25 protein-coding genes are annotated in these 21,482 nt (G+C 40.4%); 21 read left to right on the top strand and 4 right to left on the bottom strand.

The window, feature by feature from the left end; translation table 11 throughout:
* Positions 1-203: 203 nt before the first annotated feature.
* Complete coding sequence (locus tag RV04_RS00340; RefSeq protein ID WP_071856489.1) at positions 204-1,103, bottom strand: DUF2382 domain-containing protein; 900 nt, start codon at positions 1,101-1,103, stop codon at positions 204-206.
* Between the two features lie 321 nt (positions 1,104-1,424).
* Between RV04_RS00340 and RV04_RS00335 the strand changes: the two genes are divergently transcribed.
* From RV04_RS00335 to RV04_RS00320, 4 genes are all read left to right on the top strand, one after another.
* Positions 1,425-1,652 (top strand): hypothetical protein, encoded by a 228-nt coding sequence (locus RV04_RS00335; RefSeq protein WP_071856488.1) that lies wholly within the window; start codon positions 1,425-1,427, stop codon positions 1,650-1,652.
* Positions 1,653-1,801: 149 nt separating this feature from the next.
* Positions 1,802-2,338, top strand: coding sequence for a TetR/AcrR family transcriptional regulator (locus RV04_RS00330; protein ID WP_071856487.1), 537 nt, complete (start codon positions 1,802-1,804; stop codon positions 2,336-2,338).
* A 104-nt stretch (positions 2,339-2,442) separates the two neighbouring features.
* On the top strand, positions 2,443-3,471 hold the full coding sequence (locus tag RV04_RS00325) for an amidohydrolase family protein (RefSeq protein WP_071856486.1): 1,029 nt from the start codon (positions 2,443-2,445) through the stop codon (positions 3,469-3,471).
* Positions 3,472-3,691: 220 nt separating this feature from the next.
* Positions 3,692-4,066 carry a DUF2922 family protein gene (locus tag RV04_RS00320; protein ID WP_071856485.1) on the top strand — a complete coding sequence of 125 codons (375 nt, stop codon included), beginning with the start codon at positions 3,692-3,694 and terminating at the stop codon, positions 4,064-4,066.
* Between the two features lie 56 nt (positions 4,067-4,122).
* On the opposite strand, the gene RV04_RS00315 is transcribed toward RV04_RS00320, so the two are convergent.
* Positions 4,123-5,331, bottom strand: coding sequence for an MFS transporter (locus RV04_RS00315; protein WP_071856484.1), 1,209 nt, complete (start codon positions 5,329-5,331; stop codon positions 4,123-4,125).
* 125 nt (positions 5,332-5,456) lie between these two features.
* Positions 5,457-5,984, bottom strand: a complete 528-nt coding sequence (locus RV04_RS00310) for a PadR family transcriptional regulator (RefSeq protein WP_071856483.1) — start codon at positions 5,982-5,984, stop codon at positions 5,457-5,459.
* A gap of 181 nt (positions 5,985-6,165) precedes the next feature.
* Between RV04_RS00310 and RV04_RS00305 the strand changes: the two genes are divergently transcribed.
* From RV04_RS00305 to recN, 12 genes are all read left to right on the top strand, one after another.
* Entirely contained in the window at positions 6,166-6,867 is a 702-nt protein-coding gene (locus tag RV04_RS00305; RefSeq protein ID WP_071856482.1) for a hypothetical protein, read from the top strand.
* Positions 6,868-7,175: 308 nt separating this feature from the next.
* Positions 7,176-8,240, top strand: a complete 1,065-nt coding sequence (locus RV04_RS00300; protein WP_071856481.1) for a M24 family metallopeptidase — start codon at positions 7,176-7,178, stop codon at positions 8,238-8,240.
* A gap of 186 nt (positions 8,241-8,426) precedes the next feature.
* Positions 8,427-8,984, top strand: coding sequence for an elongation factor P (gene efp, locus RV04_RS00295; RefSeq protein WP_071856480.1), 558 nt, complete (start codon positions 8,427-8,429; stop codon positions 8,982-8,984).
* A gap of 98 nt (positions 8,985-9,082) precedes the next feature.
* Complete coding sequence (locus RV04_RS00290) at positions 9,083-9,508, top strand: Asp23/Gls24 family envelope stress response protein (protein WP_071856479.1); 426 nt, start codon at positions 9,083-9,085, stop codon at positions 9,506-9,508.
* Positions 9,501-9,959: a transcription antitermination factor NusB gene (gene nusB / locus RV04_RS00285; protein WP_071856478.1), complete on the top strand. Its 459-nt coding sequence runs from the start codon at positions 9,501-9,503 to the stop codon at positions 9,957-9,959. Before RV04_RS00290 ends, nusB begins: the two co-directional genes overlap by 8 nt.
* A 58-nt stretch (positions 9,960-10,017) precedes the next feature.
* The gene (locus RV04_RS00280) at positions 10,018-10,875 is read left to right on the top strand and encodes a bifunctional methylenetetrahydrofolate dehydrogenase/methenyltetrahydrofolate cyclohydrolase (RefSeq protein ID WP_071856835.1); all 858 of its coding nucleotides are present in this window, start codon (positions 10,018-10,020) and stop codon (positions 10,873-10,875) included.
* A 15-nt stretch (positions 10,876-10,890) separates the two neighbouring features.
* Entirely contained in the window at positions 10,891-12,225 is a 1,335-nt protein-coding gene (gene xseA, locus RV04_RS00275) for an exodeoxyribonuclease VII large subunit (protein ID WP_071856477.1), read from the top strand.
* Positions 12,225-12,449: an exodeoxyribonuclease VII small subunit gene (locus RV04_RS00270; protein ID WP_071856476.1), complete on the top strand. Its 225-nt coding sequence runs from the start codon at positions 12,225-12,227 to the stop codon at positions 12,447-12,449. Before xseA ends, RV04_RS00270 begins: the two co-directional genes overlap by 1 nt.
* On the top strand, positions 12,450-13,328 hold the full coding sequence (locus RV04_RS00265) for a polyprenyl synthetase family protein (RefSeq protein ID WP_071856475.1): 879 nt from the start codon (positions 12,450-12,452) through the stop codon (positions 13,326-13,328).
* Between the two features lie 63 nt (positions 13,329-13,391).
* Positions 13,392-14,207 (top strand): TlyA family RNA methyltransferase, encoded by an 816-nt coding sequence (locus RV04_RS00260; RefSeq protein WP_071856474.1) that lies wholly within the window; start codon positions 13,392-13,394, stop codon positions 14,205-14,207.
* A 19-nt stretch (positions 14,208-14,226) separates the two neighbouring features.
* On the top strand, positions 14,227-14,685 hold the full coding sequence (locus tag RV04_RS00255) for an arginine repressor (RefSeq protein WP_071856473.1): 459 nt from the start codon (positions 14,227-14,229) through the stop codon (positions 14,683-14,685).
* A 69-nt stretch (positions 14,686-14,754) separates the two neighbouring features.
* Positions 14,755-16,425 carry a DNA repair protein RecN gene (gene recN / locus RV04_RS00250; protein ID WP_071856472.1) on the top strand — a complete coding sequence of 557 codons (1,671 nt, stop codon included), beginning with the start codon at positions 14,755-14,757 and terminating at the stop codon, positions 16,423-16,425.
* Between the two features lie 173 nt (positions 16,426-16,598).
* Here the strand turns inward: recN and RV04_RS00245 are convergent, their stop codons facing one another.
* The gene (locus RV04_RS00245) at positions 16,599-16,715 is read right to left on the bottom strand and encodes a DUF4044 domain-containing protein (RefSeq protein ID WP_071856834.1); all 117 of its coding nucleotides are present in this window, start codon (positions 16,713-16,715) and stop codon (positions 16,599-16,601) included.
* 233 nt (positions 16,716-16,948) lie between these two features.
* Between RV04_RS00245 and RV04_RS00240 the strand changes: the two genes are divergently transcribed.
* The 5 genes from RV04_RS00240 to RV04_RS00220 all read left to right on the top strand — a co-directional run bounded on the left by RV04_RS00240 (position 16,949) and on the right by RV04_RS00220 (position 21,481).
* Positions 16,949-17,317 (top strand): DUF3397 domain-containing protein, encoded by a 369-nt coding sequence (locus tag RV04_RS00240; RefSeq protein ID WP_071856471.1) that lies wholly within the window; start codon positions 16,949-16,951, stop codon positions 17,315-17,317.
* A gap of 166 nt (positions 17,318-17,483) precedes the next feature.
* Positions 17,484-17,915 (top strand): division/cell wall cluster transcriptional repressor MraZ, encoded by a 432-nt coding sequence (gene mraZ, locus RV04_RS00235; RefSeq protein WP_071856470.1) that lies wholly within the window; start codon positions 17,484-17,486, stop codon positions 17,913-17,915.
* 15 nt (positions 17,916-17,930) lie between these two features.
* The gene (gene rsmH, locus RV04_RS00230; protein ID WP_071856469.1) at positions 17,931-18,890 is read left to right on the top strand and encodes a 16S rRNA (cytosine(1402)-N(4))-methyltransferase RsmH; all 960 of its coding nucleotides are present in this window, start codon (positions 17,931-17,933) and stop codon (positions 18,888-18,890) included.
* Positions 18,890-19,279: a cell division protein FtsL gene (gene ftsL, locus RV04_RS00225; RefSeq protein ID WP_071856468.1), complete on the top strand. Its 390-nt coding sequence runs from the start codon at positions 18,890-18,892 to the stop codon at positions 19,277-19,279. Before rsmH ends, ftsL begins: the two co-directional genes overlap by 1 nt.
* A complete protein-coding gene (locus tag RV04_RS00220; RefSeq protein WP_071856467.1) occupies positions 19,280-21,481 on the top strand; it encodes a penicillin-binding transpeptidase domain-containing protein in 2,202 nt (733 codons plus the stop codon).
* The last annotated feature ends 1 nt before the right edge of the window (position 21,482 follow it).

Below are 21,482 nucleotides of genomic sequence, written 5' to 3'. Positions count from 1 at the left end.
TAGGTATTTTACTGTTTTCTTTTAGAACAGTGAGTCAATTCATTCTGAAAAATTATAAGGTGTTTTTTTAGTATTTTAGAAAATCAAAAAATACTGGCGAGTATCCACTAATACTAAAGATATATGTAGCAACAAAGAGATTACTGATTTGCAACTTAGATGCTTGTCAGTAATCTCTTTGTTTATTTATTCAACGCTTTATCTTAAAGTCTATCATGGTTTTCCCGTGGGTTATCACGGAGGTCTTCGATATGAACATCACCGCTCGTATCGATATCTAGTTCTTCACGGCTTACGTTTTCAGTCACTTTTTTCACGTCTTCATGTTCTTGTTTGTGAATGTCGACTTCTTCTCGGACGACTGTGCGTTTGTTGACATCGATTTGCTCTTCTTTGATTGGGATCGTGATTGTATCGTCTTCTAAAGTATCATTGATGTCTGTATTTGTAGTCTCGCCGTTTACCGGTTTTCTTTCGATCACGATTTCTTCTCGTTTCACGGGGACTTCGACTGTTTTTGTTTCATTGACAACATTTTTGTGGATGTTAACTTTACCAGTTGTTACATCGTGAGTATTGATATCCAGTTGCTCTTCTTTTAGTTGGATACTGTCATTATCTGTGTCTAGTACATTTGTGTGAGCAGCTTCTGATGCATGGAGATTATTTGTGCTAGGTCTTTCAGTTGCATGTTTGCTCGCAACATTTTCCGGTGTTTGGACAGTGTCATTTTTATAATTATTGACGGTAATAATGATTTTACCAGCTGAGATATCATCTCGGTATTGGTAAAGTGGGTCATGTTCAGCATAGTCAGCTTCTTCATTTAAGGTTGTATCGTATTCATAAGTATCAGCAGAAAACGCATCTTTGATTCTTTCCCATAACGAGCGATCTTCGTGAGTTGTTTCGGCATCATTGATATCAGTTTCGACATCAATTCCAGACAATCCAGCAAAACCGAAATTTTTTGCGGCTTCTTTGGTGGTGTAAATAATGATATCATCGCGGCTATAGCCTTTTCTCTGTAGTTGTTCAATAACAGATAATGCCTCTTCTCTTGTACTGTAACTACCAATAACCGTTAGCTTTCTTTCCATCATATGAATGCCTCCTGTAAGATTTTTTGAATTCGCTTACAATAATAGCTTAACGAATAAATTATAATAAAACAAATAATACGGATGGATAACGTGGATAAAGGGAATCGATATTAATCTTTTTATTATAAACCAAAGCTGTTTTTGCGTTTTTTTAATTAAGTATAATTTTACTACATGCCATTTGTATGAGTAAGTCGGTTTTTTTCGTCGTCGTTTGGCTGTTTGCTAGGCATGCATATCGACGCTGAGTGCAAGAAGGATTATGATAGTGGTAAGGATGAACCATTATTCAAACACAAGCATGACAAGGGGGAGAATCAGATGGAAGAAACAGTATTCTTTAATCTAGGAAACGCAATTGCAGCAAAACGTGACCCGAAGGAATTGATCAAAGAGGCGCAGATTGTCAAAGACCATCGTGGTCCTTTAGGCAAATTGGTCATCGTGGAAGATGAAACAAATGGCGACCACATTTTATTTGAGGTCAATGATCAAGAAGCACCCTCAGATAAGACTAAAGAATTTAAAGTAAAAGAGATTATCGATTAATGAGTTCTCATAGTAGTTAACAAAAGCTAAGGATCTGAAGCTAGATCTTTAGTTTTTTTGTATTGCGAAGGAAATTGACGCAGGTATTTATGGGTGTTTTAATAGAATAGATAGCAGTAGAAGCTGTTTAAAATTTTAAAGGAGCGATTATGAAGATGACGGGTGATGTACGGTTTAAACGAACGGAAGAGAAAATCTATCAAGCTTTACTGGAACTGTGCCAGCAAAAAGTCGATTTTGAAACGGTCAGTGTACGAAGACTCGCTGAGGTGGCAGGCATATCCCATCAAACATTTTATCGGCATTATGATTCGCCAAAACAAGTGATCATCCAAGTCATCGATCGTCATCTGGCAGAATTTTTAAAAGATTTTCATCGGAAAAATCTCACTGCTCGCAAAATGGTCAACCAATTATTGAAAATTTGGAATGAGCGGGAAGAGGTATTTCAATTATTGGAATGGTCGGATCTGAGGTATGAATTTATTGAACGATTGGCACGTTTCAATCAAAAAATCGCGGAGCAAAATGGTATCCATTTGATCGATATCGAACAGATCTGTAATGTCTATGCGGCGGCTATCTATATGTTTTTGCGGAGTTATGTATTAGAAAAGCGTTGGAACGATGAGCAGGCGACAGAGCTATTATTGGATCTGACGAATCAAATGAATAAAATTTTTTAGTTATGTGACAAATGTCTAAAAGCTGTCCATAACTTAGCTAGAATCGGCCGTATACTTTAGTCAAGCTCTTAACCGAGAGTAAAACACAGACTGGAGTGACAAACATGAAATTAATCGCAATCGAAGAACATATGAGTACCGCTTATGCGAATCAAGCGATCATGGAATACTTACAAAAACAACCGATCGAAGACCCAAAAGCATTACAGGAATTTGGTCGTTCATTTGAAGAAGGGTTAGTAGCCTATGCGACGAATCCGGAGGAAATGCAAGATTTAAGTGAAAAACGAATTCAATATATGGACCAAAATGGGATCGACGTCCAAGTTTTATCGTATGGCGATGCCAATACGAATCCTGATCTATTACCGCCAGAACAATCGATTCCCTTGACGCAGCAGATCAACAATGACATTGCAGCGGCTGTCAAAGCGCATCCAGATCGTTTCTTAGGCTTTGCGACATTGCCTGTTTCTGATCCAGAAGCAGCTGCCCAAGAATTGAAACGTAGTGTAACCGAACTTGGATTAAGTGGTGCGTTATTATTGGGTACGTCCCAAGGGCATTTTCTGGATGAAGAACGTTACTTCCCGATTTTTGAAATGGCCGCATCGATGGATGTGCCGTTATCGATCCATCCATCGATGCCGAGCGAAACGATTCGCAAAGAATATTATAGTAACATGGCACCGATTGGTTTTAATGCCATTATGGCTACACCCGGTTGGGGCTGGCATATGGAGGCTGGCTATCATGTGATTCGTTTGATTTTATCGGGATTGTTTGATAAATTGCCGACTTTGAAATTGATCTCTGGACACTGGGGCGAATTCGTTCCTTATTTCTTAGAACGTTTGGATGAAGCCGTCTCACCAGTTGTTGGAAACCCGTTGGAACATTCGATTTCTTATTATTATAAAAAGAATGTCTGGATCACACCAAGTGGAATGTATACTTGGCCGCAAATGCAATTGGTTTTAGCTGAAATGGGCGTCGATCATGTGATCTGGGCGCAAGACTATCCGTATGTTAAAGGCGATGCGCAAGCTTTTCTGCTGGCTACACCGATATCTGAAGAAGACAAAGAAAAAATCGCACACGGCAATGTCGAGAAGTTATTGAAATTGAAGTAATTAAAAGAGCTAAACCACGGTCAAATTGGTCTGATCGTGATTTAGCTCTTTTTTATTATCGAGGAAATGATTGGCTGCCGCAATATTTTTGAATTGTTTCCAGCAATCGTTTTTTAGTCACTACCTTGTTAAAAGATAGCACGTCAATTGAACATTTGCTTTTTCTATTCGTTAATACTAATGACAGATGAATTAACAGCTAGAAAAAGGAGGCCGTTCAATGTTTTGTTTAGTGGTATTATTTCAAACCAGTGCAGGGAAAATCCATAAATGGCAGTTCAAAGACGTAGATCCAACAAAGACGGCCAATGAATACCAACGATTGTTAGAAAAAATGACGACACTGGGCTTATTTGAAAAGAATGGTGAGCGTTTATTTGATACAGTCCTTTCGGCAACCCTAGTCCAAACGATTGAGACCTCGATTTTTGATCTGACCGATAAAGAATCAGAATCAATCAGCGAGGTGTCTAAAGAAATGCTAATACAGGCGCAAGAAATAACTATTATTGAGCGAATAAGAGAGTTAAAAATCGTTGAACAGATAAAACAGTATTTGCTAGCAAAACAAGAGTTTTATTGGAACACAAGCTAAAAAAGTAGATCCTAGAGACTAGAATCTACTTTTTGAGGTTATTTTTGTCCTGCTTTTTACTGAATTTGTTCTAATTCTTCTGCGGCTTCTTCTTTAGTTCCGAAGTATTGTGAGTGAACCACCACGAGAATGATACCGATGAAGACCATCGCACTTGCAAAGTAGAAGGTATAATTACCACCAAATTTGGCACCAATCAGACCGGCTACAAACGGAGCTAATGAACCGCCGAAGAAACGAACGAAGCTATAAGTCGATGAAGCAATGTTGCGTTTGATCCCAGGAATTTCCATCGCGATCGTTGTCATCAATGTATTGATAATTCCTTGGAAGAAACCAGCAACGATCAATGCTGCAGCAACTAGTGTTGGTTGATCTGCATTGATCCCCATCAATAATAGACAGATCACGAAGCCGATGAAGCCAATCATTAAGGTATAAAAAGTACCGATTGCACGTTCAAAACGTGTGGCTAAGAAAATCGATGAGATTGCTAGTAAGATACCCCAACCAAAGAAAGTCAAACCGATTTGCATTTCTGAGAAATTCGGCATCAAGAATGGTGCGTAAGCTAATAATGTGAAGAAGCCAAAGTTATAAAGCAAGGCGATCAAACCAACAGAACGTAACTTGTGGTTTTTCAATGCTTTAGCTCCAGCGAAGAAAGCAACTTTTTCAGTTTTGCCTTTTGGTTCTTTGAACATGATAAAGATCGATAAGAATGAAATGAACATCAAAACGGATACGCCTGCAAAAGGTAAGCGCCAAGAGATTGAACCCAGTGAGCCGCCGACTAGCGGTCCGATAGACATCCCAAGACCCATCGCTGCTTCATAAAGCATGATCGATTTTTCTGTTTGTCCTACTAAAACACTGACGATTGCTGAAAGAGCTGTTGAAATGAACAATGCATTTCCAAGGCCCCAGCCAGCACGGAAATAAATCAAGGCGTTGATCGTGTTGGATAAACCAGCAAAAAGAGCAAATAAAATAATAATTACTAGACCTAACATCAACGTTTTCTTTGTTCCGATACGACTTGACACAAAACCTGTAAACAACATAACAATACCAGTAACCATCATATAACTTGTGAATAATAGGGTTGTTTGTGCCGGTGTTGCTTGTAATGATTTAGCGATCGAATTTAAAATTGGATCCACCAAACCGATCCCCATAAAGGCGATCATGCAGGCGAAGGCGACAACGTAAGCGGCCTTGCCATTTTCCTTTTCTGTAACTGAGTTTTCATTTAAATTTTCCATTATGTCACCACTTTCCGTTCTATAGTCTACTGATAAAATGATTTTATGTCAATATTTACATAAAACTTTTTACATAAAATTTCAGAAAAAAAGAAACAAGTCTCAAAAGACTTGCTTCAAACGAGTTATTCTGCAAAATATGTTTCAATTTTTTCTTCGGCCCACGTGCACCAGTTCAACTCTTCTTTACATAATCGAATCTTGCGCTCTAAAATCAACTCGCGACCGAAATTTTTCCGTCGCTCAAGTGCTGATAGCTCGTCGAGTGTTTTTAGGACGTCGGAGTATTCATTTAATTGTTCATGAAAGTATTGTTGCCGTTCCATGATCAAAAATTTAGCGGTGTCACGATCAAGGGCGGACATTGTAAAGACTTTGGCTAGAAACTCATCTTTTTGCGAAGGGGCGTGACTAGGAGAGAAGACCCATTCTTTAACGATTTTTTTTCCAGCTGGAGTGATGTCATAGATTTTTCGCTTACCATCGGGAATATCGACGATCTCGATCAATTCTTGTTTGCGTAATTCTTTTAAAGTTGGATAGATCTGGCTGTGATGGGCTTCCCAAAAAAGATTCAAAAAGCGTTTTAATTCGTAACCAGTTAGTGGCGAACGGACCAACATCGCCAAGACAACGTAACTAATCGTATTCATTCTATGATCCTTTCTTGATTTTAAATTAAGTAGATTCGCTAAGAAAGTCTGTTTTCTAAACATCTGCCCACCTATTGTATCACTGTTTGGAATCGGGGAGAACTATTTATCGGCTCAGTCTTTTGTCGGATGTTTCTAATTCAATGTTGCGGTATGATAAGAAGGAGAGAGGAAGATGAGGATGAAAGTATTATTTGTATTTGATGATCAAAAGAACTCTAGCTTTTTTGTTTATGATTTGAGTAGCGGCATAAACAGTTTGCTGCGGGTTTCACCCGAAATAAAAATCAAAAATGTGACTCTGGGAGAACTTTATACGCAAGTACCGATCGAAAAATTTTTAGCCTATTTTTCCGTCGCCTTTTCTATAGAAGTAAAAAAATATTTAGTGTTGAAAAAAGCAGATAGTCTACTGGCAATCAAAGAAGCGGGACTGGAAGCTGATGGCAAGTTGCCGGTAACGATCTACAAAGATTTCGTCGCACAAAAAAACAATCAGCATTTTACCAAAGGCGCGCAGCGTTTGTCATTAGCTGAGGTCGATGCCTATATCAGTTATCAGATCGATGAGGATGGACAGTTGGATGTTTTTGAACGCCAAGAAGATATCATCCGCTTGATGAAACGTAAAACAGTCAAACCGCGTTTGTCTTCTATTACCAATAATTTTGGTACGGTGAAAGAGTATTCTGGTAGTAACTTGAATTTGAAAGACATGCTGAAGATGGGAACGGGCTATTTGGCCAAAGGAAACGCACGGATGAATAAAATCAATGTACCGGCTAACCATACATTTACCGTGAGTAATACTGCACCGTATCGTTTAGCAACTGTTGATTGGTCTAAAAACGAAATAAAATTACGCGCAGATCTGTATAAATAAGAAAGTTATTAACAGGGACGCCTAAGAAAACGGTTTTAAAAAATAATTTAGCCGCTTTCAATTAGATAAACGTTGATATGATAGTATTTTGCTACGTTTCACATGTGCGAAACTTTTTGATGAAACTGTTTTATCTAGCTTGACATTTGTTAATATCATTTTAAAAATGACTTGATCGACAGATAACCAAAGAAGCTAAGGCCAAATTTTTTAACTTTGGCCCTAGCTTCTTTTTTATTCATGATTTTCTAGCCTTGTTCGTTCTGCTTTTTCCAAGTCTTTGCTATAATAAACGGTGGGTGATAAGAATGATAAGACGAATTGAAAAATTACGTACATTAATGGCAGAAGACATGATCGATGCCTACTTGGTGACGAGTCCAGCGAATTTACGCTATTTGACAAATTTCACTGGTACCGCCGGGATAGCAGTCATTACACAAGAACAGGCCTACTTCATTACGGATTTCCGTTATATGGAGCAAGCCAACAACCAAACACAAGGCATGACGATTTTACAGCACCAAGGCGATCTCGTCGGTGAAATCATTAAATTAGTTGAAACACAGCACATCAGTGTTTTAGGTTTTGAGGATGCCTTTTTGACCGTGGCAGAGTATTCTGTATTTGAAGAAGTGATCGATGCTGAATTGGCTCCGGCGAGTGGCTTGATCGAATCTTTACGGGAACAAAAAGATGATGCAGAGATTGCGATCATTGAGAAAGCCTGCGCAATTGCAGATGAAGGATTCGAACATGTATTAAAAATGATCCGACCGGGTATGACAGAAATCGAGGTAGCCAACCAACTAGATTTCTTCATGCGTTCATTAGGTGCTTCGGGAACCTCTTTTGAAACAATCGTGGCGAGCGGTGCCCGTTCTGCACTACCGCATGGCGTGGCAAGCGAAAAAGTGATCGAACAAGGAGACATGGTGACTTTAGATTTTGGCTGTGTATATCAAGGCTATGTTTCTGACATCACGCGAACCTTTGCAATCGGTGATCCGGGACAAGAAATGAAAGCTATTTATCAAATCGTATATGAAGCACAGCAAAAGGTGATCGATGTAGCTAGAGCCGGCGTGACCGGAGCACAACTCGATGCAGTAGCCCGTGATTTTATCACGCAAGCCGGTTATGGTGAGGCATTTGGACATTCAACAGGTCATGGAATCGGAATGGAAATCCATGAAGGTCCGAATATCAGTCGTAGCAATGACGAGGAATTGATGATCGGAAATGTCATCACGGATGAACCTGGGATCTACATTGCCGGTCTTGGCGGTGTTCGAATCGAAGATGACTTGCTGATTTTAGCAGAAGGCAATCGAATTTTAACCCAATCACCAAAGGAACTCATCATTTTGTAGTTCACACAGAGTAGTGGTAGCGTAAGTAAAGAAGAAATGATAAACTAGAACCAAATCTGCAAAGATTGGCATAGGTTTTACTCTATTTATTTTTTTATAGAGTAAACATAGTGACTATATTTGAAAGAATATGGTGTAGCATCTATTTTAAATAGATCCCTTTAAAGTAATTGAGGAGGAAGTATCATGATTTCAGTAAACGATTTTAAAACTGGCTTGACGATTGAATTTGATGGCGGCATTTGGCGTGTCGTTGAGTTTCAACATGTAAAACCAGGAAAAGGTGCAGCCTTCGTACGTTCAAAACTGAAAAATTTGCGTACTGGAGCGGTTCAAGAAAAAACTTTCCGTGCCGGTGAAAAAGTGGCGAAAGCGCAAATCGATAATAAAAAAATGCAATATCTTTATGACGAAGGTGACAACTACGTCTATATGGATATGAATAGCTACGAGCAAATCGAAATGCCGAAAGAACAAGTGGCAGATGAGATGCGTTATGTGTTAGAAAATACAGAATTGACCGTAATTATGTATGGTTCCGAAGTATTGGGCGTTGATCTACCAAACACAGTCGTCTTAGAAGTGGCTGAAACCGATCCAAATATCAAAGGCGATACTTCTTCTGGTGGCTCAAAACCAGCAGTGATGGAAACAGGTATCACAGTCAACGTACCATTTTTCGTTAACCAAGGTGATAAATTAATCGTAAATACGCAAGACGGAAGTTACGTTTCTCGCGCCTAAAGAGCCTTGGTTCGTGATACAATATGATGTGAGAACATCAGACTTATTTTTTCGATTAGAAAAAATAATTACACTTGAAGGAATAAGGAGAGAGTAAGATGGCAGATGAAAATAATTTGGTTTTAGGTGCAACTCCTGAACTTGGCGAGATCATCATTGCACCAGAAGTGATCGAAGTCATTATCGGAATCGCAGCTTCAAAAGTTGACGGTGTCTATGGCATGCGTGGAACGTTAGCAAACAACGTTAGTAAATTGCTAGGCAAAGCTGCTCACGGTAAAGGTGTCTACCTTAAAAATGATGAAGACGGCTTGAAAGTCGATATCTATTCTTACTTTGACTATGGCATTTCGGTACCGAAAGTAGCTATGGCAATGCAAGAACGTGTCAAACAACAAGTTTTATTCATGACAGATGTTGCATTGAGCGAAGTAAATATCCATGTTGTTGGCGTTGTCGCTGAAAAATTAGAGCAACCGACCCTACAAGAACTATTTAATGATGAAGAGGAAAATAATGAGTAAAGAATTGTCACGTCATGAAATCCGCGAAAAAGCATTACAAGCTTTATTCCCGTTAGATTTCAATCAAGAATTAACAAAAAAAGATGCGATCAACCATGCTTTGAGCATTGATCAACAAGAGTTTGTCAGTGAAGACGAAGAAGAGTTTGTTCCAGTTTATCTAGATGAATTAGTTGGCGGCGTTGTCGAACACCAAGCGGAATTAGATGAAATCATCCAAAACCATTTGCGTTCGAATTGGTCGATCAAACGGATCGCAAAAATGGATTTGATCTTGTTGCGTTTAGGTATCTACGAAATGTTATACAACCAACAAGTACCCAATCGCGTTGTTTTGAATGAAGCAATCGAATTAGCCAAAACTTTCAGTGATGACCAATCAAGAAAGTTCGTTAATGGGATCTTATCGAATGTAATGAAAGAGATCGATGAAGCTGGGGCAAATAGCTAATTTTAGCTATTTTTCCCAGCTTTATTTTAAACTATATAAAAAGAAGCGGGGCTTGAACGTGGCACAACTTATTAATGGTAAAGAATTAGCAGAAAACTTGCAGCAAGAAACGGCTACTCGGATTGAAGAATTAGCAAAACGAGGCATCCATCCAGGCTTGGTCGTGTTATTAGTCGGTGAAAACCCCGCCAGCCAGATTTACGTTCGCAACAAAGAGCGTGTGGCTAAAAAAATCGGTATCCATTCAGCAGTCAAACGCTACCCAGCGACGATCACGGAAGCCGAATTAATCAAAGAAATCGAATTTTTCAATCAATCAACAGAATTCCATGGCATTTTGGTCCAATTACCATTACCCGATCATATCAATGAAGACCATATTCTATTAGCAATCGATCCAGCAAAAGATGTTGATGGGTTTCATCCGCTGAACATCGGTCGTCTTTTTGCCGGTATGCCACAAACGATTCCTTGTACACCTTATGGCATCATGAAAATGTTTGAAGCTTATGATATCCCATTAGCTGGTAAAAAAGCGGTGGTGATTGGTCGAAGCAATATCGTTGGTAAACCGATGGGAATGCTACTTTTAGCTGCGGATGCAACCGTCACGATGGCGCATTCGAAAACGCTTGATCTACCGGCTGTAGCAAGCGAAGCCGACATTTTAGTCGTAGCGATCGGCAGAGGTCATTTTGTGACGAAAGAATTTGTCAAACCGGGTGCGGTCGTGATTGATGTCGGGATGAACCGTAACGCAGAAGGTAAATTGATCGGTGATGTGAAATTCGATGAAGTTGAACCGATCGCGAGTCATATCACACCGGTTCCTGGCGGTGTTGGTCCGATGACGATCACGATGTTGATGCAACAAACAGTCGAATGTTGTGAACGACAAGTACTGGATCACGAATAGCAAAGAGGTGTTCAGATGGCACAAGAGTATTTAACAATCAGTGCTTTGAATAAATATATCAAACGAAAATTCGACGTAGACCCGTATTTAGAGCGGGTCTATTTGACCGGAGAAATCTCCAACTTTCGGATGCGGCCAAACAATCATCAATATTTCAGCTTGAAAGATGAACGTTCAAAAATCAATGCGATCATGTTCAAAGGAGCTTTTCAAAAATTGAAATTCGCGCCGAAAGAAGGCATGAAAGTGTTAGTGGTTGGTCGTGTGGCGTTATACGAAGCCAGTGGGATGTATCAAATCTACATTGATCACATGGAACCTGACGGTGTCGGGGCGTTATATCAAGCATTAGCTGAACTGCGTGAAAAGTTGGAAAAAGAAGGACTGTTCTCGCAGCCCAAAAAAGCGTTGCCTCGTTATCCCAAACGCATCGCAGTGATCACGAGCCCAAGTGGCGCGGTGATCCGGGATATCATAACGACGGTCAAACGGCGTTACCCGATTGCGCAATTAGTCTTATTTCCGACATTGGTCCAAGGGGATAAAGCGGCTGGAGATATTGTCAAAAATATCAAAAAAGCTGAAACAATGGACTTTGATACGATGATCATTGGTCGTGGTGGAGGTTCGATCGAGGATCTATGGCCTTTCAATGAAGAAGTCGTGGCGCGTGCAATCGCCGCTTCACCGATTCCGATCATTTCATCTGTCGGACATGAAACGGACACGACGATTGCGGATCTCGTTGCGGATATGCGAGCAGCTACGCCAACTGCGGCCGCTGAGTTAGCCGTTCCGGTCTTATCAGAAGAGATTTTACGGATCAAAGAAAAGCAAGCGCGTTTGGAACAAGCTTTCTTGCATCAATTGCAACGCAAAAAAGAACGTTTTGACCGCTTGCAAAAATCCTATATTTTTAGGCAACCGAATCGCTTGTACGAAGCACAAAGTGTGCAATTAGATCGATTGACGCAACGTCTGCAACAAAACATGACGGTGCTGGTAAATCAACGGGAACGCGGATTAGCACAATATCATACCCGTCTAGCCCAAGCCAACCCTATCAGTCGGGTCAAACAAGCACAACAACAACAAACGTATCTGCAAGAACGGTTGCAACAGCAAATGCAAGCGTATCTAGAGATGCAACAGCGAAGAGTCCAACAAGCCATTACTTCTTTGGATCTTTTGAGTCCATTGAAAACGATGGGACGTGGATTTACGTACACCACCCAAGAAGATCACGTGATTCGGACAGTCAAAGACTTGAAAGAATCAGATATAACGATCCATTTTGTGGATGGGAACGTGAAAGCAGCCATTTTAGAAATTGATGAGGTGAAAGAATAATGGAAAACAAGATGACCTTTGAAGAATCGATTGCTCAATTAGAAGCGATCGTGACCCAATTAGAACGTGGCGATGTCCCGTTGGAAGAAGCTTTAGATGCTTTTCAAAAAGGCATGGTCTTGAGCAAACAATGCCAAGATACGTTGACGAAAGCAGAAAAAACATTGACTAAAATGATGAGTGAAGACGAAGAAGTACCATTTGCTGGTGAGGAGGAAGCTTAGATGTTGCAGCAGCTTTCAGCCCAAGAATTGCCAAAAGTCGAACAAGAGATGACCGATTTCATCACGCAATATACAACGCAGGAAGACTTGAAAAAAAGTATGCTGTATTCGATCGAAGCTGGTGGCAAACGAATTCGTCCGCTGATCGTCTTAGCGACAGTTCAAGCCTTTCAAAAAACTTTGAACGCGCCGGTTTATCAAACGGCTGGGGCATTAGAGATGATCCATACGTATTCCTTGATCCATGACGATCTACCAGCGATGGACGATGATGATTTACGTCGAGGCAAACCAACGAATCATAAAGTTTTTGGTGAAGCGTTAGCGATTTTAGCTGGGGATGGACTATTGACCGGTGCTTTTCAATTGATCAGTGAAACGACGTTGGAGCCAACCGAAAATGTATTATTGATTCAATTATTAGCCAAAGCGGCTGGGATCGGTGGGATGGTAGCTGGGCAAGCTGGCGATATGGCAGCAGAACATCAGCAAGTCTCGCTAGGCGAATTGAAAGCTATCCATCGTGGCAAGACCGGGGCGTTATTGACGTATGCGTTTGTGGCTGGAGGAATCTTAGCGCAACAACCAGCATATGTTCTTACTTTGTTAGAAAAACTAGGTGGACATATTGGTTTGGCTTTTCAAATTCGTGATGATCTATTGGATGTGGTCGGAACGACCGAAGCCTTAGGCAAACAAGTCGGACAAGATGAAAAATCAGCTAAAAGTACTTACCCAGCCTTGTTGAGTGTCGCTGGTGCTAAAGACGCGTTGGAACAAGAATTGGCCCAAGCCCAAGCGACAATCGAACAACTAACTAAAGCAGCCGGATTTCAACCACAAGTATTTCAAGAATTATTAGCATTATTTACGTTATGATCCGTCATAACGCTAGAAGAAAAAGAGTCAGATAGAGAGCAATCTATCAATTAGGAGAAGACGATGAAAAAAGAACGTGTCGATGTTTTAGCGTTTAATCAAGGACTATTCGAAACCCGAGAAAAAGCCAAACGTGCTGTCATGGCTGGGCTGGTTTACGATGCAAAGAATGAACGCTTAGACAAACCAGGTGAAAAAATCTCAATCGAAACAGTCTTGCAAATCAAAGGCCAAAGTTTGGCGTATGTCTCACGCGGCGGTTTGAAGTTAGAAAAAGCGTTGAAAGAATTTGATCTTTCGATCGATCAAAAAATCTTACTAGATATTGGATCTTCAACGGGTGGCTTTACCGATGTCGCTTTACAAAATGGTGCGACCCTAAGCTATGCGCTAGATGTTGGCTACAATCAATTGGCCTGGAAATTACGGCAAGACGAACGGGTCATCGTGATGGAACGGACGAATTTTCGGTATTCAAAATTAGCAGATTTTGAACATGGACAGCCCAACTTCGCAACGATCGATGTGTCATTCATTTCATTGAAATTGATTTTACCGCCATTACATGAGATCTTGACCGATGATGGCGATGTCGTGGCCTTGATCAAACCGCAATTTGAAGCCGGAAAAGAATATGTTGGAAAAAAAGGAATCATTAGGGATCCGAAGACCCACTTGATGGTGTTGAAAGAAATCACTGATTTTGCTACTGCCCATGGATTTGATGTGCAAGAATTGACTTTTTCACCGATCACAGGTGGCGAAGGAAATATCGAGTTTCTTGCCCATCTTAAAAAGGTGCCTGAAACAGGTGAATTGAATCCAGCGATCAGTTTGGAAGCTGTGGTCGCAAATGCTCATCAACGCTTAGATAAATAGGAGTACGGGAGGAGAAGGGATGAGAAAGCAAGAACGTCATCGGCTGATCACGGAATTACTCAGTGAATACGATGTAAAAAAACAAGAAGATTTTGTTGAAATCTTGGCGCAACAAGACGTAACTGTTACGCAAGCAACGATCTCTCGTGACATCAAAGAGATGAAGTTGATCAAAGTACCGGCACAAAACGGCGGCTATCGTTACAGCATGCCCCGCAAAGAACCAGAAGATGTGAATGAAAAATTGACCGATCTGTTAAAAGATGCCGTGATTTCTGTCGATCAAATGGAAAAATTCATCAATGTAAAGACGTTGCCAGGGAATGCTTCGGCTTGTGCCAACTTATTAGAAAAACAATTTTCTAAAGTATTGTTTACGACTATGAATGATGACGATGGTGTTTTGATGATCGCGCGGACTGAAGAGGATGCGGACTGGATTCGTCATGAGATCTTGGCAAAGAGTCAAAATAAATAGCTTGCTGGAATAAACGCAGATCCTTCATTTCAGTCAGCAAATACATTAGTAAGATAAGGGGAACGAAACATGTTACAAGAACTGACCATTAAAAATTTTGCGATCATTTCTTCCTTGCATTTAGGTTTTACTGATGGCATGACTGCTTTGACGGGAGAAACAGGTGCCGGCAAATCGATTATTATCGATGCGGTCAGTCTTCTTGCAGGCGCACGTTCTTCGATGGAATATATTCGTCAAGGCAGTGAAAAATGTCTCGTGGAAGGTTTGTTTGACCAACCAGAACAACCTGAGTTCAAGTTTTTGCTAGAGGAATTAGGAATTGAAGTCGATGAAGCTGGTTTGATCGTCCAAAGAGATCTGAATCTTTCTGGTAAAAGTGTTTCACGGGTAAATGGCCGAATCGTTACCTTAGCCAATCTGCGTCGGATCGGTCAGTACTTGGTTGATATCCAAGGCCAGAACGACCATCAAGAATTGATGCATCCTGAATCGCATTTACGCTTATTGGATAGTTTCGGCGATGCGAAATTTCAAACGGTCAAAGCCACTTACAAGACGGCGTACCAAACGTATCAAACGTTAGCTAATCAAGTGAAAAAATTCAAACAAAATGAACAAACCTTTGTCCAACGGATTGATATGTTGAAATTTCAGCAAGAGGAAATCGGTAGCGCAGAACTTGTATTAGGGGAAGAAGATCGTTTGATCGAAGAACGGGACAAATTGACGAATTATCAAAAAATCGTCGATAGTTTTTCGTATAGCTATCAAGCGATGACCAATGAAGAAACCAACGCACTAGATGCCATCGGTTCAGCTAGCCAAGAGCTTCAGACGATTGCTTCTTTAGATAAAGATTTTGAGAATATTTCGGACAATGTCCACAGTGCCTATTACTTATTGCAAGACGCAGTCAGTGAGATCGGACGGCAATTAGACTTACTTGAATTAGATGAAGAGCGCTTGGATCAAGTCAATGAGCGTTTAGAATTGATCCATCAGTTGAAACGCAAATATGGTGATTCGATCGAAAAAATCTTGCAGTATTACGATCAAATCAGTCAGGAATTATTGGATTCTGATTTTTCGGGTGATAAATTGGAAAAGTTAGAAAAAGAATTGGCTGAAAAAGAAGCGGCTTTACAATTATTGGCCGAAAAACTGCAAGCAGCTAGAATGACGATGGCCAAAAAACTAGAGACCGCGATCCAACATGAACTAAAGGATCTCTATATGGAAAACGCTCGTTTTGAAGTCAGATTTAAACCGATTCGTTTTTCAGCTGAGGGGATCGACGAAGTAGAATTTTATATCACCACGAATCCAGGAGAACCATTAAAACCGTTAGTTAAAGTGGCTTCAGGGGGAGAGATCTCACGGGTGATGTTGGCCTTGAAGACGATTTTTTCAAAAACACAAGATTTGACCAGTATCGTTTTTGATGAAGTAGATACTGGGGTCAGTGGCCGAGTGGCGCAAGCGATTGCGGATAAAATCTACCAAATCGGTAAAAATTCGCAAGCATTATGCATCACGCATTTGCCACAAGTGGCAGCCAAAGCCGATCACCAACTCTTTATTCGTAAAGAGGTCATTGACGGTCGGACGATCACGAAGGTCGAAGAACTATCAGAAACTGAGCGAACCAAAGAAATCGCTCGGATGTTAGCTGGGACAGAGATCACAGAGTTAACCGTTCAACATGCCAAAGAACTTTTACAATTAGCAAAAAAATAGAATCTAGGACAAAAGGATTTTCTACTTTTGTCCTAGATTCTTTTTGCAAATAAATAGTGGTTAAAATCAGATTCGTCAGTCAGTTCGTAAAAACTAGACTCATCGAAGCATCTAGCGACGAACCCTTTTGCTAACTGTTCGAACGCCCAATGGCGCTGTCTCAACGGTTGTTTTTACATCAAGCTGATGATGCTGCTTAAAATCAATGAACCGATGGTCAATATCAACATCGTCCAAATAACGATCTTCGTTACTTTAGAAAAAGTACTCGTGGATTTTTTCTCACTCATGGTGTCACCATCCTCAAAAAATTTCAAATTCATCATACTCTATTTTTCTTCACTCCGCAAATTAGAGAGAAAAACTTTTAAAAAAGACTAAACAATCTTTTTTTAACGAATCCGCAACTTTCAATTGTTAAAACTTGCTAAATCCTTTATATTTTTAAATGAAATGCAACACGAATGTAACGCGAATACAGTATAGTGAACAGTAGTAATTTGAAGAGGAAGGACTGTTTCTTTTGGCAACTTTTTCACCGATTTTAATCTTATGGTATTTTTTTCCAATCATCGTTTTTTTAGCATCCGATTATATCGTCAATCTATTTAAATTAAAACAACGTTTCAATATAAAAACGCCTGATATCACCGTGCCCTTTTTGATTGTTGGGATGCACGAAATCTCAAAAAGTTTTAGTACATTTTCGATTTTACCTTACTTTTTGTTAACGATTTTATTATTAGGGATCGGCGTTGTTGTTTTCCAAGCTTATCGTTACCGTGAAATCATGTATGGACGTTTTTTCAAGATGTTTTGGCGCATGACATTCTTGTTGTCGATCTTGATGTATTTTCTGTTGATAATCGTCAGTATTTTAAGCTTTTTTTAAACAATAAAAACTTTTTAAAAACTGCAAATTACTTTTGCGGTGATTGAAATCATAATATGGTTAGTAAAGGTCAATAAAGTGTTATTTTTGTTTTTTACAAAGTGTGGTAGATTGTGGGTGATTGTGGTAGACTAAACTCATGTAGTGGGGAAGGGGTGTAGTCTAGATGTTCATGGGCGAGTTCCAGCACAATATCGACGCAAAAGGGCGTTTGATCGTGCCAGTAAAATTACGTGAACAACTAGGTGAAAAGTTTGTGGTTACCCGCGGTATGGATGGCTGCTTGTTTGGATACCCTTTGACTGAATGGAATCAATTAGAAACCAAGTTGAATGAGATGCCGCTTTCTAAGAAGGATGCGCGGACCTTTGTTCGTTTCTTTTATTCCGCTGCTACTGAGTGTGAGCTTGATAAGCAAGGACGAATCAATATCCCTGCATCATTGCGCACCCATGCATCTTTAGAAAAAGAATGTGTCATTATCGGCGTGGCTAATCGGATCGAGATCTGGGATCAAGCCCGTTGGAATGACTTTACGAAAGAAACAGAAGCAAGCTTTGATGACATTGCAGAGACAATGATCGATTTTGGATTTTAGAGAAGAGGATTAATCATGACAGACTTTCAACATACAACCGTTTTGCTCCACGAGACAGTTGATGGTCTAGCAATCAAACCAAACGGAATTTATGTTGATTGTACATTAGGCGGCGCTGGACACAGTGAATACTTGTTGAGCCAGTTGGAGACAAAAGGACACTTATATGCTTTTGATCAAGATCAAAAAGCAATCGATAATGCAAAAATTCGTTTAGCAGATTACGTTGCCAAAGGGCAAGTAACATTTGTTAAGGCGAATTTTAGAGAACTCAAGAGTGCGTTGAATCAATTAGGCGTAACCGAAGTTGATGGGATTTTATATGATTTAGGCGTGTCATCCCCCCAACTCGATGAAGCACAACGTGGGTTCAGTTACCATCAAGATGCACCGCTAGATATGCGGATGGATCAATCAGCACCTTTAAGTGCGTATCAAGTCGTCAATGATTATTCCTATCATGACCTAGTGAAAATTTTCTTTCGCTATGGTGAAGAGAAATTCTCTAAACAAATCGCTCGTTTGATCGAACGCCATCGAGCAGATAAACCGATCGAAACAACCGGGGAATTAGTCGAAATCATCAAAGAAGCGATTCCGGCTCCGGCCCGTCGTAAAGGTGGTCATCCTGCAAAACGTGTTTTCCAAGCGATCCGGATCGCCGTCAACGATGAACTAGGCGCAATCGAAAGTTCATTAGAACAAGCCATCGAGCTAATTGCAGTCGGCGGTAGAGTCAGTGTGATCACGTTCCACTCATTGGAAGATCGGATCGTTAAAACAATGTTCAAGGAATTCAGTACACCCAAGGATATGCCGCCAGGCTTACCGATCGTACCTGAAGAATTCCAACCCATTTTAAAATTAGTCAATCGTAAGCCAATCACGGCTTCTAAAGAAGAGTTAGAAGAAAATAATCGTGCACGTAGCGCGAAATTACGAATCGCCGAGAAAGTGAAGAAAGGATCAGATTAATGGCAGAACTAAAGAACGAGCAAAATTATCAATTTGATCCTAAGTTTGATCCTAAACTAGAAGAAGTCCAACAAACACCGGATTCTTTTGAAGTCTTCGTTTCTCCGGGAGATCGACTAAAACGTATTTCAAAAGTCGAAAAACTAGCAGTCGTTGCTTTTTTGGTGATGGTGATCGCATTGTCAATCACGATGGTCAACTACCGCAATGATATCAGTAAGACACAAAATGAAATTACGAGTATCCAAACGGACATTGATGCAAAAGGGAAAACAGCCACTCAACTGCAACAAGAAAAAAGCGAGTTGTCTCGTTCTGATCGTTTGAAAGAAGTTGCTGAAAAAGCGGGGCTTTCGATCAATGACGCTAATTTAAGGAAAGTGAAGTAAATGAGCTTTAAAAAGCTAAAAAGAAAAATCCGTAAAAAGAATTTGACTCCGATGAACAATCGCAAAAAAGTAGGCGTTATTTTGTTTGCTACGAGTATTGGGTTGTTCTTTTTGTTTGCCGTTCGAATGATCTATGTCGTGGCCGGTGGACATGTAGCAGGTACGTCATTAAAAGAAAAAACGCAAGAATTGTATAAAGGTGAAGAAGTCGTCAGTGCTAAACGCGGGACAATCTATGATCGCAATGGAGAAGTGATCGCTGAAGATGCGACTTCGTATTCTATCTATGCCGTGTTATCAGAAAGTTATGTTTCTGGGGATACAAAATTATATGCGCAAGAAAAACATTTTAATAAATTGGCCTCTATCTTGAATCAATATTTAGGCATTAAAAAGAAAACCGCACTTAAAACCCTAAAAGGTGGGCTTAATAGTGACGGAACAAGTAAATACTATCAAGTAGAATTCGGTAGTAAAGGAAAGAATATTTCCGAAGATACGAAGCAAAATATCGACGAAGCGATGAAAAAAGCTAAAATTAAAGGGCTATATTTCACCGAACACACCTCTCGGATGTATCCGAACGGGAATTTTGCTTCCCATTTCATCGGCTATACGCAAGCAGATAAGAAGGAAGAGCTTGTTGGGATGATGGGTGTCGAAGCCGCGTATGACGATGTCTTGAAGGGAACCGATGGGAAAATCGTTTATCAAAAAGATAAAAATCAACGTCCAATTCCAGGGAGTGTCGCAGAAGAGAAAAAAGCGGTTGATGGCGAAGATATCTATACGACGTTGGATGCCGGCTTGCAAAGCTATCTTGAAACGTTGATGGATAAAGTCAATTCCGAAGCTGAACCAGCTGAATTGACTGCTACATTGATGCAAGCAAAAACAGGGGATATCTTAGCCATGTCTCAACGGCCAACCTTTAATCCTGAGACCAAAGAAGGCTTAGGTGAATCCGATGCATGGCGAAACTTCTTAGTCGAAGATACGTACGAGCCTGGTTCAACCATGAAAGTCTTCACCACGTCCGCTGCTGTCAATGAAGGCGTCTTTAATGAAAATGAAAGTTACGTTTCTGGAAAAATAAAAGTCGCAGATGCGACCATCAATGACTGGGACTTTGGTAAAAAAGGCGTCTTAACGATGCGCCAAGCCTTATCGTGGTCTAGTAACGTCGGTATGGTGAAATTGGAAGAAAAATTAGGCGACAAATGGCCAGAATATGTTAATCGTTTTGGCTTTGGTAAGAGCACCTACTCTGGCTTGCCAGGGGAAGCTACGGGTTCATTGCCAACATCTAATATTGTCGACCAAGCGATGAGCTCTTATGGACAAGCGATTGGAGTAACCAATTTCCAAATGATGCGCGGTTTTACCGCAGTAGCAAATGATGGAAAAATGTTGCAACCTCATTATATTTCTAAAGTAGCTAATCCTAATACGAATAAAGAAATTGTTACCAAACCGGAAGTAGTCGGTGAACCAATCACGGCAGAAACGGCCCAAAAAGTCCGTGAGTATATGCGTGATACAGTTGAAAGTGAAAATTATGGTTCAGCCTACGACCAATATAGTGTACCGGGTTATCATATCTCAGCCAAAACTGGGACAGCTCAAATCGCCGAAAATGGCACCTATTTGACGGGGGATACGAACTATATTTATTCCATCGCGTTGATGGTTCCGTCAGAAGATCCGGAGTACATTTTGTATATCACCATGAAACAACCGCAACATTACTCAGCGGGGATTTTAGGTGAAATCGCCAACCCATTATTGACGCGGGCGATGGATTTCCAAAGTGATAGCTCCAGCACAGAAACTGATTCTGCTGATACAAAGAGCAACACGAAAGTAACAGTCGAGGATTATCGCAATCTTTCGACATCTAAAGCAGCTGCCGATGCGAATAAACGCGGCTTGACTGCGGTTGTAGTCGGAGATGGCGACAAAGTCGTCAAACAATCTGCGAAGCCCGGCGAAAAAGTCATGGCCAATGAACACTTGATCTTGATGACTGATGGCACGAAAGAAATGCCAGATGTTCGTGGTTGGTCAAAAGCTGATATCTTAAAATTGACCAATCTATTGGATATCGATGTCACGTTCAAGGGCGATGGGTATTGTACGAAACAAAGTATTGCTCCTTATGCAGAAATAGGGAAGAAAAAATTGAAAATCACTTTAGGTTAGG

The organism is Enterococcus hermanniensis (genome assembly GCF_001885945.1).
Lineage (GTDB): Bacteria > Bacillota > Bacilli > Lactobacillales > Enterococcaceae > Enterococcus_A > Enterococcus_A hermanniensis.
The sequence above is the reverse complement of the archived record's forward strand: the minus strand, read 5'-3'. Positions and strand labels throughout refer to the sequence as shown.

Coding starts and splice junctions, on each gene's coding strand:
- RV04_RS00305 (WP_071856482.1), top strand. CDS start 6,166: ATGAAAGTATTATTTGTATTTGATGATCAAAAGAACTCTAGCTTTTTT.
- RV04_RS00260 (WP_071856474.1), top strand. CDS start 13,392: ATGAAAAAAGAACGTGTCGATGTTTTAGCGTTTAATCAAGGACTATTC.
- recN (WP_071856472.1), top strand. CDS start 14,755: ATGTTACAAGAACTGACCATTAAAAATTTTGCGATCATTTCTTCCTTG.
- RV04_RS00290 (WP_071856479.1), top strand. CDS start 9,083: ATGGCAGATGAAAATAATTTGGTTTTAGGTGCAACTCCTGAACTTGGC.
- RV04_RS00265 (WP_071856475.1), top strand. CDS start 12,450: ATGTTGCAGCAGCTTTCAGCCCAAGAATTGCCAAAAGTCGAACAAGAG.
- RV04_RS00315 (WP_071856484.1), bottom strand. CDS start 5,331: ATGGAAAATTTAAATGAAAACTCAGTTACAGAAAAGGAAAATGGCAAG.
- efp (WP_071856480.1), top strand. CDS start 8,427: ATGATTTCAGTAAACGATTTTAAAACTGGCTTGACGATTGAATTTGAT.
- RV04_RS00245 (WP_071856834.1), bottom strand. CDS start 16,715: ATGAGTGAGAAAAAATCCACGAGTACTTTTTCTAAAGTAACGAAGATC.
- RV04_RS00300 (WP_071856481.1), top strand. CDS start 7,176: ATGATAAGACGAATTGAAAAATTACGTACATTAATGGCAGAAGACATG.
- RV04_RS00255 (WP_071856473.1), top strand. CDS start 14,227: ATGAGAAAGCAAGAACGTCATCGGCTGATCACGGAATTACTCAGTGAA.
- RV04_RS00270 (WP_071856476.1), top strand. CDS start 12,225: ATGGAAAACAAGATGACCTTTGAAGAATCGATTGCTCAATTAGAAGCG.
- mraZ (WP_071856470.1), top strand. CDS start 17,484: ATGTTCATGGGCGAGTTCCAGCACAATATCGACGCAAAAGGGCGTTTG.
- ftsL (WP_071856468.1), top strand. CDS start 18,890: ATGGCAGAACTAAAGAACGAGCAAAATTATCAATTTGATCCTAAGTTT.
- RV04_RS00335 (WP_071856488.1), top strand. CDS start 1,425: ATGGAAGAAACAGTATTCTTTAATCTAGGAAACGCAATTGCAGCAAAA.
- RV04_RS00320 (WP_071856485.1), top strand. CDS start 3,692: ATGTTTTGTTTAGTGGTATTATTTCAAACCAGTGCAGGGAAAATCCAT.
- RV04_RS00330 (WP_071856487.1), top strand. CDS start 1,802: ATGAAGATGACGGGTGATGTACGGTTTAAACGAACGGAAGAGAAAATC.
- RV04_RS00310 (WP_071856483.1), bottom strand. CDS start 5,984: ATGAATACGATTAGTTACGTTGTCTTGGCGATGTTGGTCCGTTCGCCA.
- RV04_RS00340 (WP_071856489.1), bottom strand. CDS start 1,103: ATGATGGAAAGAAAGCTAACGGTTATTGGTAGTTACAGTACAAGAGAA.
- nusB (WP_071856478.1), top strand. CDS start 9,501: ATGAGTAAAGAATTGTCACGTCATGAAATCCGCGAAAAAGCATTACAA.
- RV04_RS00325 (WP_071856486.1), top strand. CDS start 2,443: ATGAAATTAATCGCAATCGAAGAACATATGAGTACCGCTTATGCGAAT.
- xseA (WP_071856477.1), top strand. CDS start 10,891: ATGGCACAAGAGTATTTAACAATCAGTGCTTTGAATAAATATATCAAA.
- RV04_RS00220 (WP_071856467.1), top strand. CDS start 19,280: ATGAGCTTTAAAAAGCTAAAAAGAAAAATCCGTAAAAAGAATTTGACT.
- rsmH (WP_071856469.1), top strand. CDS start 17,931: ATGACAGACTTTCAACATACAACCGTTTTGCTCCACGAGACAGTTGAT.